This window comes from Brachybacterium sp. AOP25-B2-12, assembly GCF_052378625.1.
In the GTDB taxonomy this organism is placed as follows: domain Bacteria; phylum Actinomycetota; class Actinomycetes; order Actinomycetales; family Dermabacteraceae; genus Brachybacterium.
On record NZ_JBQSXW010000008.1, the window covers coordinates 1 to 13,003 of the forward strand.

Below are 13,003 nucleotides of genomic sequence, written 5' to 3' on the forward strand. Positions count from 1 at the left end.
GGGTGCCGGTCTACGCCCAGCGGGGCCGCAGCGGGGGGATCATGCTGCTGCCCGGGGCACGGCTGAACGTCTCGCACCTGGATCCCCCGGAGCGGGAGGCGCTCGAGGTCGCAGGCGCCGACGGCGGTCACCTGCAGCGTCTGGGCCTGGCGGAGGCCCGGGATTCCGCCGCGCGTCGGTGCCCGGCACCCCGGACCTGCCGCCCCTGGCAGACCTCGTCCTTGTCGACGGCACCGCCTGTTTCACGGCGCCGAGGGCGGAGGCCGACGGCGCGGAGACGGACGTCGCGGACCTGGCCGCGACGCTTCGCCACCGACGCCGGATGCGGATCCGCTACCGCCGCAGCGCGGAGACCGGGCCCGCGACCCTGGTGGTCGACCCCTACGGTCTCGTGGTGAAGGCGGGCCGCTGGTACCTCGTCGCCGACGCCGAGGGGACCGCCCGGCTGTTCGCCCTCGCGCGGCTCTCGGGGGCCGAGGCGCTCGAGGCCCCGGCCGTCCTCCGGCCGGGCCGCACGCTGCGCACCGTGTGGGACGAGCTGCGGGTGCGCACCGAGGAACCCGGTCGGATCCGGGTGAGCGCCCTCCTCCGCGACGCCGCGGTCGATCGCGCGCGGCGGATCCTCGGCGGTCGCCTCACGGAGGTCTCCGCGGCACAGGACGGCTGGTGCTCGATCCGCGTGCTGTGCACCGAGGTCGAGTCGGTGCGCCAGCTGCTCCAGTTCGGGGACCACATCGAGGTCCTGGCGCCGCCCGAGGCCCGGGCGCGCTTCGGAGCGCTCGCCCGCGACCTCGCACGCCGACACGGAGCGCCCGCCGTGTGACGGGCGGGGGCCCGGCTCAGCCGGCCCGGACGTCCGCGAGGGTGCGTGCCACGACCTCGCCCGGGGCGACCTCGACGGCCGTGCCGGAGACGCGGTCGCGAAGCTCGACGACTCCCGAGGCCAGGCCCCGGCCGACCACGACGATGGTGGGCACGCCCAGCAGCTCGGAGTCCTTGAACTTCACACCCGGGGACACCTTGGGGCGGTCGTCGTAGAGCACCGTGAGGCCCTGGGCCTCGAGCTCGCCGGCGATCCGCTCGGCCTCGTCGAACACAGCGGCGTCCTTGCCGGTGGCCAGGACGTGCACGTCGGCGGGGGCGATCGCGCGTGGCCAGGTCAGGCCCTTGTCGTCGTGGCAGGACTCGGCGATGGCAGCGACGGCGCGCGTGACCCCGATCCCGTAGGAGCCCATCGTCACGACCACCTGCTTGCCGTTCTCGTCGAGGACGGTCAGGCCCAGCGCCTGGGCGTACTTGCGTCCGAGCTGGAAGATGTGGCCCATCTCCATGCCGCGCGTCAGCCGCAGCGGGCCGGAGCCGTCGGGCGCCGGATCGCCGTCGCGCACCTCGGCGGCCTCGATCGTGCCGTCGGCGGTGAAGTCGCGTCCGAAGACCAGGTCGTAGACGTGGTGGCCCTCGCGGCCCGCGCCCGCGACCCAGGCGGTGCCGGGCACGACGCGGGGGTCCACGAGGTAGCGGATGCCCGCCGGGGCGTCGGCGCCCAGGCCCTCGGGGCCGATGTACCCCTTGGCCAGCACCGGGTGCGCGGCGAAGTCCTCCGCGGTGAAGGGCACGGCGACCGCGGGGGCCACGGCCACCTCGAGGCGCTTCTCGCCGACCTCGCGGTCCCCGGGCAGCGCGATCACGAGCGGCTCGGCGGTGCCGTCGGGGTGGTGCAGGAGGTAGACGAGGTGCTTGAGCATCTCGTAGCGGGTCCACTCCCCCGCCTCGCGGGGGAACGCCTCGTTCGAGAAGTCGGTGAGGGCGGCGATGGTGCTCGCGCCCGGGGTCGCCTCGACGTGGGCGGCGGGCAGCGCGGCGATGGCCGCCTCGTCCAGGGCGGGCGGGGCGACGGTCGTGACGGCCTCGACGTTGGCGGCGTAGCCGCCCTCGGACAGCACGAAGGTGTCCTCCCCCACGGGCGTGGGGTGGAGGAACTCCTCGGAGCGGGATCCCCCCATGGCGCCGGCGTCGGCCTGGCAGATGACGGTCTCCAGGCCCAGGCGGGCGAAGGTCCGGGCGTAGGCGGTGCGCTGCAGCTCGTAGGAGGCGTCGAGCCCGGCATCGTCGACGTCGAAGGAGTAGGCGTCCTTCATGACGAACTCGCGCACGCGCAGCAGGCCGCCGCGCGGCCGCGCCTCGTCGCGGAACTTCGTCTGGATCTGGAACAGCATCGCCGGGAGGTCCTTGTACGAGGAGTACAGGTCCTTGACGATGAGGGTGAACATCTCCTCGTGGGTGGGCGCCAGGAGGTAGTCGTCGCGGCGGCGGTCCTGGAGGCGGAACAGGGCGGGGCCGTACTCGTCCCACCGGCCGGTCGCCTCGTAGGGCGCGCGCGGCTGGAGCGCGGAGAACAGCACCTCCTGGCCGCCGATCCGCTCCTGCTCCTCGCGCACGATCTGCTCGACGCGACGCAGGACGCGCAGCCCCAGCGGCAACCAGGTGTAGATGCCCGGTGCGCTGCGGCGGATGTACCCGGCGCGCACGAGCAGGCGGTGGCTCGCGGCCTCGGCGTCCGAGGGGTCCTCCCGCAGCGTGCGGATGAACGAGGAGGACATGCGGATCATGGGGTGCCTTTCTCGGGGCGTGCAGGGGCGCTCGGCGCCGGGACCATCGTACGGGGAGCGGCGGCCCCACCCGGCGCGAGCACGCCGGACCCTGGCACCCTCGGGCCCTGCCCGCTCGAGCCCACCGCTCCCGGGCCCTGCCCCGGGCGTCCGGCGAGGCTCAGAACAGGATCGTCGAGAGCTGCCCGTGCTCGCGGAAGCCGGCGGCGGCGTAGGCGCGGCGTGCCGGGAGGTTGAAGCTGTTGACGTACAGCGACACCCGGGGGGCCGTGGTGGCACGGATGTGACGGGTGGCGGCGACCATGGCGCGACGTGCCAGGCCCTCGCCGCGCAGCCCCGGGTCCACCCACACGCCGTGGATCTGCGCGACGCCCCCGAAGACCGCCCCGACATCGGCCTTGAAGGCGACGCGACCGTCGCGGACGACGACGTAGGTGCGCTGCGCGGCGATGAGCTCGCCGACGCGGCGCAGATAGGAGCGACCGCCGTCGTACGCGGTCGGGTCGATGCCGACCTCCTCGTGGAACATCGCGACGCTCGCGGGGAAGACGAGGGGCTCCTCGCCGGGGACGGCGGGCCGCAGCTCGGGGTCGGGGGCCACCGTCGGCTCCGCGGTCGCCTCCAGGAGCGGCTGGGACCAGCGCAGCTCCCGGGCGGGACCCCAGGCCGGGGCCAGACGAGCCCAGAGCAGCTCGACGTCCTCGCGCACGCCCACGATCGAGCCCGCGCGGCGCCGCTGGGAGGCGAGGCGGTCCGCGAACAGGGTCACGGTGGCCTCGTCGGCGCACACCGTGGAGACGTTGGCGCCGTGCCACAGCAGCGCCGTGGGGTCGTCCTCGGGCCCCGCGACGCAGAACTCCTCGGACAGCGCCGGGGCGGAGTGCGAGAGCTCCCGCAGGCGGAACCCCACGAGGGTGTTGACCAGCGGATCGGTCGCGGCCAGGCGGGCGGCGAGCTCGAGCGTCCCGACCCGCAGCGGCCGCAGCCGATCTGCGCGTCGGAACATGGGGGTCAGCTCACCGAGACCGTCGGGGAGGAATCCTCGGACTCCTCCATGGTCGCGGCGATGCGGTTGGCCTCCTCGAGGAGGACCTCGACGATGTCGGCCTCGGGGACGGTCTTGATGACCTCGCCCTTGACGAAGATCTGACCCTTGCCGTTGCCGGAGGCCACGCCGAGGTCCGCCTCGCGGGCCTCGCCGGGACCGTTGACGACGCAGCCCATGACGGCCACGCGCAGCGGGACCTCGAGGTGCTTGAGGCCCTCGGTGACCTTCTCGGCGAGGGTGTAGACGTCCACCTGGGCGCGGCCGCAGGAGGGGCACGAGACGATGTCGAGCTTGCGGGGGCGCAGGTTCAGCGACTGGAGCAGCTGGATGCCGACCTTGACCTCCTCGACGGGAGGCGCCGACAGGGACACGCGGATCGTGTCGCCGATCCCCTCGGCCAGCAGGATCCCGAAGGCGACGGAGGACTTGATGGTGCCCTGGAAGGCGGGACCGGCCTCGGTGACGCCCAGGTGCAGCGGCCAGTCGCCGCGCGCGGCGAGCTGGCGGTAGGCCTCGACCATGATCACGGGGTCGTTGTGCTTGACGGAGATCCCGAACTCGTGGAAGTCGTGCTCCTCGAACAGGGAGGCCTCCCACACGGCGGACTCGACGAGCGCCTCGGGGGTCACGCGAGCGCGGTCCTTCATCATGCGCTGGTCGATGCTGCCGGCGTTGACGCCGATCCGCAGGGCCGTGCCGTGGTCCTTGGCGGCCTGGGCGATGTCCTTGATCTGGTCGTCGAAGCGCCGGATGTTGCCGGGGTTCACGCGCACCCCCGCGCAGCCGGCCTCGATCGCGGCGAACACGTACTTGGGCTGGAAGTGGATGTCGGCGATCACGGGGATCGGCGACTTCGCGGCGATCGCGACGAGCGCGTCGGCGTCCTCCTGACGGGGGCACGCCACCCGCACGATGTCGCAGCCGGACGCCGTCAGCTCCGCGATCTGCTGGAGCGTGGCGTTGATGTCGTGGGTGGGGGTCGTGGTCATCGACTGCACCGTGACGGGGGCGTCGCCACCCACCGCGATGTCGCCGAGCTTGACCTTGCGGGAGGCGCGGCGCGGGGCGAGGACGCGCGGCTGCTCCTTGAGGGTGGGGATGCCGAGGCTCACGGAAGTCACGCCCCCCATGATTCCACCGCGCGCCCGGAACCGGGAGCGGTCCGCCGCGTCGGGGACATCACCTGCACGTCTCCTCCACAGGGGGCGTGAGCGCCGCCACGGCCGGTCCTCCGGTCCCGTGCCGCGTCAGGGGCCGAACAGGGTGACCGGCCGGACGATGTCGGCGTAGACCAGCAGCAGGGTCATGGCCAAGAAGGCGATCGCGACGACGTTGGTGACCGGGAGCATCCTGGACATGTCCACCGGACCCGGGTCGGGCCGGCCGCGCCAGCGGGCGATCCGCCGGCGCGCGCCCTCCAGGAGGGCGCCGGCGACGTGCCCGCCGTCCAGCGGCATGAGCGGGATCAGGTTGAACACGAACAGCGCCATGTTCAGCGAGGCGAGCATCGACACGAGCGTGAACAGCTTCTCCTTGACCTCGAAGCCGGGCTGGTCGGCGGAGACGACCTCCCCGGCCAGCCGCGAGACGCCCACCACGCCGATGGGCCCGTTCGGGTCGCGGGGTGCGTCGCCGAAGGCAGCCACGGCGACGTCCACGAGGCGCACGGGCAGGGTGACGACGATCTTCGCCGTGCCCACGAACGTGTCCCACACCGCACCGGGCACCTCCGTCACGGGCCGGGGCACGAGGTCCCGGGTGCCGGAGACGCCCAGGAAGCCCACCTGCTCGGTGCGCACCGAGCCGTCGGCCTCCCGCTCGACCTCGCCGTCGGCCCCGTACACGGGGCGCGCGTCGACGATCGGGGTGGCCTGGACGGTGAGCCGCTGCCCGTCGCGCTCGAGGACGACCGGGACGGTGCGGTCCCCCGCCCCCCGGATCGCGGTCGAGACGGCCTCCCAGGTGGGGTTCTCGGTACCGTCGATCGAGACGATGACGTCGTCGGGACGGATGCCGGCGGCGAGCGCAGGCGCCTCGGGGCGGCCCTCGCAGGCGGTGCCCTCGGGAGCATCGGCCGGCAGCACGCACTGCGAGACGCTCGAGACCTGGTTGGTGACCGCAGGCAGCCCGAAGCCGCACAGCAGCACGGCGAGCAGGACCACGGCGATCAGGAGGTTCATGACAGGGCCGGCGAGCATCACGACGAGCTTCCTGGGCACCGACAGCGCCACGAAGGTGCGCGACTGCTCCTCGGGGCCGTACTGCGAGGCCTCGAACTCCTTGGCGTCGTGCGCCATCTGCTGGAAGAGCCCCGTGGAGTCCTCGCGGATCGTGCCGGGGGCCTCCCCCTTGTGCGGCGGGTACATGCCGATCATCCGCACGTATCCGCCCAGCGGCAGCAGCTTGACGCCGTACTCCGTCTCGCCGCGACGCCGGGACCACACGGTGGGCCCGAAGCCGATCATGTACTGGGTGACGCGGACCCCGAAGGCCTTGGCGGCGGTGAGGTGGCCCAGCTCGTGCAGGGCGATCGAGATGCCGATCCCGATGGCGACGAGCAGGACGCCGAGCGCGTACAGCGCGATGGTCATGCGCCCTCCCCCGCGGCCACGAGCTCCCGGGCCCGGCGCCGTGCGTGCTCCTCGACGGCGAGGATCGCCGCGAGGCCGCCTGCGGGATCCGCGTGCGGCAGGGCGGGGTCCTCGAGGACGCATCCGATGAGGTCGACGATCCCCCAGAAGGTGAGGCGCCCGGCGAAGAAGGCGTCGACGGCCTCCTCGTTCGCGGCGTTGTAGGCGGCCATCGCGCCGCCGCCGCGCCGGTGGGCGGCACGTGCCAGGGCGATGGCCCCGAAGGTGCCCTCGTCGACCGGCTCGAAGGTCCAGGTCGCGGGCCGGGTGAAGTCCAGGGGCCGGGCGAGCCCGGGCAGCTTCTCGGGGTGGGCCAGCGCCCAGCCGATCGCATGGCGCATGTCCGGGGGGCTGGCCTGGGCGATCGTCGAGCCGTCGACGAGCGTGGCCATCGAGTGGACGATCGACTGGGGGTGCACGACGACGTCGACACGGTCCTCGGGCAGCCCGAACAGCCAGCAGGCCTCGATGACCTCGAGCGCCTTGTTGACGAGGGTCGCGGAGTTGGTGGTGATCACGCGGCCCATCTGCCAGGTGGGATGGGCCAGCGCCTGCTCGGGCGTGACGTCCCCGAGCTCGGCCCGGGTGCGTCCGCGGAAGGGGCCTCCGGAGGCCGTCACGACGAGGCGGGCGACCTGGTCGGGACGCACCCCCGCGAGGGCCTGGGCGATCGCGGTGTGCTCGGAGTCCACGGGCAGGAACTGCCCGGGGGCGGCGGCGCGGGTGACGAGGGCGCCGCCAGCGACGAGGGATTCCTTGTTGGCCAGCGCCAGACGGGCGCCGGAGGCGAGCACCGCGAGGGTGGGCGCCAGGCCGATGGACCCCGTGACGGCGTTGACGACGACGTCGCCGGGCCCCAGGGACCCGGCGAGCTCGACGACGGCCTCCTCCCCGACGCGCAGGGCAGGGGCCTCCCGGTGCTCGGGGGCCAGGGCCGTGCGGATCGCGGCGGCCACCGCCTCGGCGTGCTCGGGGTCCGAGACGGCGACGACCTCGGGGCGGTGCGCGAGGACCTGGCGGGCCACGAGCTCCGGGCGGGAGCCGGAGACGGCGAGCCCCGTGAGCGTCGCGACGTCCGGGTAGCGCTCCAGGACGTCGAGGGTCTGGGTGCCGATCGACCCGGTCGAACCCAGGACGACGACGCGTCGGTCCCGCGCGCGGGCGGCGGGTCCGAGGTCGGTCACGGGACGGAGGCCATCACGTCCGCGACGTGATCGAGGTACACGTCGACGACGGCCTCGGAGTACCCGTCGGCGCCCTTCTTGCGGCGGAAGGCGGCGCGCCGGACATCGTCGACGCTCATGGGATGGCCCTCGGCGAAGTAGGCGACGAGCTCGTCGCACAGGCCGTCGACGTCGCTGCGGTCGTACGCGGAGTGGCCGTCAGGGGCCGGCGCGAAACGCTCCCCGGCGGGGCGCTCGAGACGCTCCTTGAGCACCTCGGCGCGACGGGTGAGGTCGCGGATCCAGGCGTCCTCGCCGCGGGAGGCGATCGCCGCATCGCGCGCGCGCAGGGAGAAGGCGTCCGAGAGCCGGTCCAGCGCCTCGTCGACCACGCGCATGGCGTAGCCGCCGCGCTCGGTCGAGAAGCTCACCGTGGTGATGTCCGTCGGGGAGAATCCCGTGTCCTGGCCCTCGTAGGCGGCGCGCGCCCGGGCCAGGAACTCGTCGACCTCGCGGACGTCGTAGCCGGTGCTGAAGCGCGAGACGCGCTCGAACGATGTGCTCACGATGGACCTTCCACGGGCGGGAGACGGGAACGGCCCGCGGAGTGCGCGCTGGGGCTGCACCATGCCGGTGCAGGGCCGACGAGCGCGCCCGGGGGCGCCCCCACTCTAGTGTCCCGGGGATGGGAGGGCGCCGCACGACGCGGCGGGGACTCCCGTGCGGCCATGTCGGGGGCCAGAATGCTCCCATGAGCACCGCCCCGCACAGCACGGCATCGGAGAGCACGGCATCGGAGAGCACCGAAGCGTCCGGCGGCCCCGCGACCGGCAGCGGTCCGGACGGCGGAGATCCGAGCGGAACTGGTGCGTACGGCACCGGTCCGGACGGCACTCCTGGGGCCGGAGCCGAGGCGTGGTTCCTGACCGCCGAGGAGCGCGGCAACCCCTTCACGCGCCTGACCTACCGTCGCGACGGGGCGGCCTTCTCGCACGGCAACGCCACATCGGCGCTCGTCCACGGGGTCGCGTACTTCCGGCGCCTGGTGGAGGTGGTCGAGGGGATGCGGGCAGGTGACCTGCTCCTGTTCACCGACTGGCGCGGCGACGGCGACGAGCTCCTGACCCCCGAGGGCCCCACCGTCTCCGCGCTGCTGGTCGCGGCCGCGACCCGGGGCGTCGACGTGCGCGGCCTGTTCTGGCGCTCCCATCTCGACCTCCTGCACTACTCCGAGCGCAACAACCGGGACCTCGCGGACACCGTGCGCCGCGCCGGCGGCGAGGTGGTGCTGGACCAGAGGGTCCCGCCGATGGGATGCCACCACCAGAAGTTCGTCGTCGCCCGGCATCCGGGCCGTCCCGAGCGCGACGTGGCCTTCGTCGGCGGCCAGGACCTGTGCCACACGCGTCGCGACGACGCCGCGCACCACGGCGATCCGCAGAAGGTCGCGATGGGCGCGATCTGGGGCGACCCTCCCGCCTGGCACGACCTCATGATCCAGGTGCAGGGTCCCGCGGTCGGCGACGTCGAGGCCAACTTCCGCGAGCGCTGGGAGGATCCCTCCTCCCCTGCCCCGGACCCGATCAACCGCCTGGACGCCGTGCTGCACCGCGATGTGCTGCATCCCCGGCCGCTCCCGCCCCAGCTGCCCGATCCGGTCGCCGCCGGCGGCACGCACGACGTGCAGGTCCTGCGCACCTTCCCGCCCAAGATCCCCCGCTTCCCCTTCGCCCCCCAGGGCGAGCGCAGCGTCGCCCACGGCTACGTCAAGGCGCTGTCGCGAGCCCAGTCCCTCGTCTACCTCGAGGACCAGTACGTGTGGAACGCGGAGGTCGTCTCGTGCTTCGCCGATGCGCTGCGGCGCAGCCCCGCGCTGCGCCTGATCATCGTCCTGTCGACCTACACGACCGCGGACACGCCGATCGCCGATGCGAGCGCCATGAGCGCCCGGGCCGCGGCGCTCGATGCCCTGCGGGCCGCCGGCGGCGACCGGGTGGGGGTCTACGGGATCGAGAACGCCGCGGGGACCCCGATCTACGTGCACACCAAGACCTGCATGGTCGACGACGTGTGGATGACCATCGGCTCGGACAACGTGAACCTGCGCTCGTGGACCTTCGACACGGAGCTGACGTGCGCGGTCGTCGACGCGACGGCGGACGCGCGCGAGCCCCTGTGCGTCCGGGACGACGCCGATCCGGCCCGCAGGCTGCCGCGGGAGGTGCGCCTGGAGCTGGCCCGGGAGCACCTGGGCCGCGCGGACGACACCGGGCTGGTGGACCCCGTCGAGGTGTTCGGGGCCTTCCGTGACGCGGCCGGGGCGCTCGACGCCTGGCACGACGGCGGCAGGGTGGGGGCGCGGCCCCGGGGCAGCTGCGCACCTATCGGGCGCTCCCGATCCCGCGGCGCGACCTGCCCGCGGGGCGCCTCGTGTACCACCTGGCCGATGATCCCGACGGACGGCCGCGGGGACTGCGGGGCACCGACACCTTCTGAGGGCCATGGATCCACCGTCCGCGTCTCCGCGGATGGGGCCCCACGGTCGGCGGAGACGGCGCGGGCGTCGTCAGTCCCCGGCGTCGTCCCGTCCGGCGATGGCACGGGCGTCGTCAGTCCCCGCCCTCATCCCGTCCGGCGACGGCACGGACGTCGTCAGTCCCCGCTGTCGTCCCGGCCTGCGACGGCCTCGACGCGGGCCACGCGTGCCTCGCGATCCGCCCGGTGGGCGTCGGTCTCGAGCACCTCGGCGGCCAGCTGCCCGCAGGCGCCGTCGATGTCGGAGCCGCGGGTGTCGCGGATCGTGGTGGAGATCCCGTGGGAGCGCAGCGTCTCGACGAACTCCTTCTCCACGTACGGGTCCGAGGCGGTCCACTTCGAGCCCTTGACGGGGTTCAGCGGGATGGGGTTGACGTGCACCCAGCGGGTTCCGCCCTTGGCCACGAGCTTGCGGCCCAGGAGATCGGCCCGATGCGCCTGGTCGTTGATGTCGCGGATCAGGGCGTACTCGATGCTGACGCGTCGCCCCGTGGCCTCGAAGTACTCGTGGGCGGCCGAGAGGATGTCGTCGACGTCGAAGCGGGTGTTGATCGGCACCAGCTCGTTGCGCAGCTCGTCGTCCGGGGCATGGAGGGAGACCGCGAGGGTCACGGGGATCTTCTCGGCCAGGAGCTTGCGCACGGCCGGCGCCAGGCCCACCGTCGAGACCGTGATGTTGCGGGCGGAGATCCCGAAGCCCTCCGGGGAGGGCTCGTGCAGTCGCTTGCAGGCGGTCGCGACGGCCCGGTAATTGGCCAGCGGCTCCCCCATGCCCATGAAGACGATGTTGGAGACGCGGCCGCCTCCGCCGGGCAGGTCGCCGTCGGCCAGCATGCGGTTGGCCACGCGCACCTGCTCGACGATCTCGGCGGCCGAGAGGTTGCGGGTCAGGCCCATCTGCCCGGTCGCGCAGAAGGGGCAGTTCATCCCACAGCCGGCCTCGGAGGAGATGCACAGCGTGATCCGGCCCGGGTAGCGCATGAGCACGGACTCCACGAGCGAGCCGTCGAACAGGCGCCACAGGAGCTTCTGGGTCGCGCCGTGGTCCGCGCTCTGCCGGGACACGAGCGTCAGCAGCTGCGGGAAGAACCGGGCGACGAGCTCCTCGCGTCCGTCCTGCGGGAGGTCCGTCATCGCCGCGGGGTCGGTGGTGGCGTGCTCGAAGTAGTGCAGCGAGAGCTGCTTGGCGCGGAAGCCCGGCAGCCCCAGCTCCTTGACCGCGTCGACGCGCTGGTCGAGGGAGAGGTCCACGAGGTGGGCGGGGGCCTTGCCGCGGCGCGCGGGACGCAGCTGCAGCTGGCCGGGGGCCAGCGCCACGGGCTGGTCGGGGACGATCTCGCGGGAGAGGTCGGGCACCGCGCGGGGAGCTCCCGCCGAGACGGTGGGGTCGGGCAGGTCGTGGGTGGTCACGGGGTCAGCACCTCCAGGAGGATGAACGTCGCGGGGGCCGCGAGCAGCATCGAGTCGATCCGGTCGAGCACGCCGCCGTGGCCGGGGAGCAGCGTGCCCATGTCCTTGATGCCGAGGTCCCGCTTGAGCAGGGACTCGGCGAGGTCGCCGCAGGTGGACAGCAGCACCAGGACGGGGCCGATCACGAGGCCGATCCACCAGGGGTGGTCGATCCACAGCGTGATGATCGCGACGGCCGATCCGGTGCCGAAGAGCATCGAGCCGAAGAAGCCCTCCCAGCTCTTCTTGGGGCTGATCCGGGGCGCCATCGGGTGCGCGCCGAACAGGACGCCGGCGATGTAGCCGCCGATGTCGTTCATGATCGGCACGACGAGCGCCAGCAGCACGAGGAAGGCGCCGTTGGGCTGGGAGTGCAGGAGCAGGACGAAGCAGCCGAGGAACGGCACCCAGGCCAGGGTGAACACCCCGGCGGCGACGTCCCGGGCGGTCGCCAGGCCCGTGGCCTCGAGCACCCGCCAGACCAGGACCACGCTGATGGAGACGGCCATCGAGACGACCAGACCGTCGACGCCGAAGACCTCCGTGGACACGACCATGCCGACGGCGCCCACGAGGACCGGCACGAGCGGGACCCGCAGGCCGCCGTTGTCGAGGGCGCGGACGCACTCGAAGGTCCCCAGCACGAGGCCCAGGCCCACGAGCGGCACGATCGCGATCGGGACGACGAACAGGCTCAGGAGCAGCAGGGCGCCCAGTCCCAGGCCCACCCCGATCGCGGCGGGCAGGTTGCGGCCGGCACCGCGGCGGCGCGGAGGCGAGGCCTCGGGATCCACCGGTGCCGCCCCGGGGTCCGAGGGCATCGTCGTGGCGTCGACCGGTGCCGCCCCGGCATGCGCCGGGGCGGTCGGTGCGGTCCTGCCGGACGGGGCTGCGTGGGACACGGGGTGGGACGAACGGAGGCGGTCAGACCGTCTCGAGCTCGGTCTCCTTGGCGGTCAGCGCGGCATCGATCTTCTCGATGTACTTCTTGGTCACGCCCTCGAGGTCCTTCTCGGCGCGGGTGCCCTCGTCCTCGCCGATCTCCTTGTCCTTGACCAGCTTCTCGATGGCCTTCTTGGCGTTTCCGCGGGTGCCTCGCACCGCGATCCGGCCGTCCTCGGCCTTGTTCTTGGCGAGCTTGACGTAGTCGCGGCGACGCTCCTCGGTCAGCGCCGGCAGCACCAGGCGCAGGTTGTCGCCGTTGTTGGTGGGGTTGACGCCCAGGTCGGACTCGCGCAGCGAGGTCTCGATCGCGGTGGTCGCGGTGCGGTCGTACGGCGTGACGATGATCGTGCGTGCCTCGGGGAACTGCAGGCCGGCCAGCTGGTTCAGCGGCGTCGGCGCCCCGTAGTAGTCCACGGTGATGCTGTCGAACATCGCGGCGTTGGCCCGGCCGGTGCGGATCGCGGCGAAGTCCTCCTTGGTGACCTCGACGGTCTTGGTCATCTTGGACTGGGCGTCCTTCAGGATGCCGGAGATGTCATCGCTCACGGGGTGCTCCTCATGTCTCGGTACGTGCAGGTCAGTGCGTGCGGTGGTCCATTGTCCCGCGCGGAGCGCGGGGATGCG

General features: G+C 73.2%; 10 protein-coding genes and 1 pseudogene. 2 read left to right on the forward strand and 9 right to left on the reverse strand.

Translation table 11 applies throughout. The features are described from left to right. Window positions 1–178 precede the first annotated feature (178 nt). The gene (locus tag ACT3TZ_RS07495) at window positions 179–823 is read left to right on the forward strand and encodes a WYL domain-containing protein (protein WP_444582778.1); all 645 of its coding nucleotides are present in this window, start codon (window positions 179–181) and stop codon (window positions 821–823) included. 16 nt (window positions 824–839) lie between these two features. On the opposite strand, the gene ACT3TZ_RS07500 is transcribed toward ACT3TZ_RS07495, so the two are convergent. The 6 genes from ACT3TZ_RS07500 to ACT3TZ_RS07525 form a co-directional block, all read right to left on the reverse strand. Continuing rightward, on the reverse strand, window positions 840–2,609 hold the full coding sequence (locus ACT3TZ_RS07500) for a proline--tRNA ligase (RefSeq protein WP_444582779.1): 1,770 nt from the start codon (window positions 2,607–2,609) through the stop codon (window positions 840–842). Between the two features lie 160 nt (window positions 2,610–2,769). Then, window positions 2,770–3,615: a GNAT family N-acetyltransferase gene (locus ACT3TZ_RS07505; RefSeq protein ID WP_444582780.1), complete on the reverse strand. Its 846-nt coding sequence runs from the start codon at window positions 3,613–3,615 to the stop codon at window positions 2,770–2,772. 5 nt (window positions 3,616–3,620) lie between these two features. After that, window positions 3,621–4,778, reverse strand: coding sequence for a flavodoxin-dependent (E)-4-hydroxy-3-methylbut-2-enyl-diphosphate synthase (gene ispG, locus ACT3TZ_RS07510; protein ID WP_444582781.1), 1,158 nt, complete (start codon window positions 4,776–4,778; stop codon window positions 3,621–3,623). Between the two features lie 126 nt (window positions 4,779–4,904). After that, a complete protein-coding gene (locus tag ACT3TZ_RS07515; RefSeq protein ID WP_444582782.1) occupies window positions 4,905–6,248 on the reverse strand; it encodes a M50 family metallopeptidase in 1,344 nt (447 codons plus the stop codon). Next, window positions 6,245–7,471, reverse strand: a complete 1,227-nt coding sequence (gene dxr / locus ACT3TZ_RS07520; RefSeq protein WP_444582783.1) for a 1-deoxy-D-xylulose-5-phosphate reductoisomerase — start codon at window positions 7,469–7,471, stop codon at window positions 6,245–6,247. The genes ACT3TZ_RS07515 and dxr overlap by 4 nt, the downstream gene beginning before the upstream one ends. Next, window positions 7,468–8,016, reverse strand: a complete 549-nt coding sequence (locus ACT3TZ_RS07525) for a DivIVA domain-containing protein (protein ID WP_444582784.1) — start codon at window positions 8,014–8,016, stop codon at window positions 7,468–7,470. The genes dxr and ACT3TZ_RS07525 overlap by 4 nt, the downstream gene beginning before the upstream one ends. Before the next feature lie 926 nt (window positions 8,017–8,942). Between ACT3TZ_RS07525 and ACT3TZ_RS07530 the strand changes: the two are divergent. Continuing rightward, window positions 8,943–9,542: pseudogene (locus ACT3TZ_RS07530) on the forward strand (phospholipase); the annotation flags it as partial. Window positions 9,543–10,102: 560 nt separating this feature from the next. On the opposite strand, the gene rlmN reads toward ACT3TZ_RS07530, so the two are convergent. From rlmN to frr, 3 genes are all read right to left on the reverse strand, one after another. Next, window positions 10,103–11,395: a 23S rRNA (adenine(2503)-C(2))-methyltransferase RlmN gene (gene rlmN / locus ACT3TZ_RS07535; protein WP_444582785.1), complete on the reverse strand. Its 1,293-nt coding sequence runs from the start codon at window positions 11,393–11,395 to the stop codon at window positions 10,103–10,105. After that, complete coding sequence (locus ACT3TZ_RS07540; protein ID WP_444582786.1) at window positions 11,392–12,255, reverse strand: phosphatidate cytidylyltransferase; 864 nt, start codon at window positions 12,253–12,255, stop codon at window positions 11,392–11,394. Before ACT3TZ_RS07540 ends, rlmN begins: the two co-directional genes overlap by 4 nt. 103 nt (window positions 12,256–12,358) lie before the next feature. Then, entirely contained in the window at window positions 12,359–12,925 is a 567-nt protein-coding gene (gene frr, locus ACT3TZ_RS07545) for a ribosome recycling factor (protein WP_444582787.1), read from the reverse strand. Window positions 12,926–13,003: the final 78 nt, after the last annotated feature.

Bases quoted from the DNA above. Each gene is read 5' to 3' on its own strand.
- ACT3TZ_RS07500 (WP_444582779.1), bottom strand. From the start codon at position 2,609: ATGATCCGCATGTCCTCCTCGTTCATCCGCACGCTGCGGGAGGACCCC.
- ACT3TZ_RS07515 (WP_444582782.1), bottom strand. From the start codon at position 6,248: ATGACCATCGCGCTGTACGCGCTCGGCGTCCTGCTCGTCGCCATCGGG.
- ACT3TZ_RS07540 (WP_444582786.1), bottom strand. From the start codon at position 12,255: ATGCCCTCGGACCCCGGGGCGGCACCGGTGGATCCCGAGGCCTCGCCT.
- ACT3TZ_RS07505 (WP_444582780.1), bottom strand. From the start codon at position 3,615: ATGTTCCGACGCGCAGATCGGCTGCGGCCGCTGCGGGTCGGGACGCTC.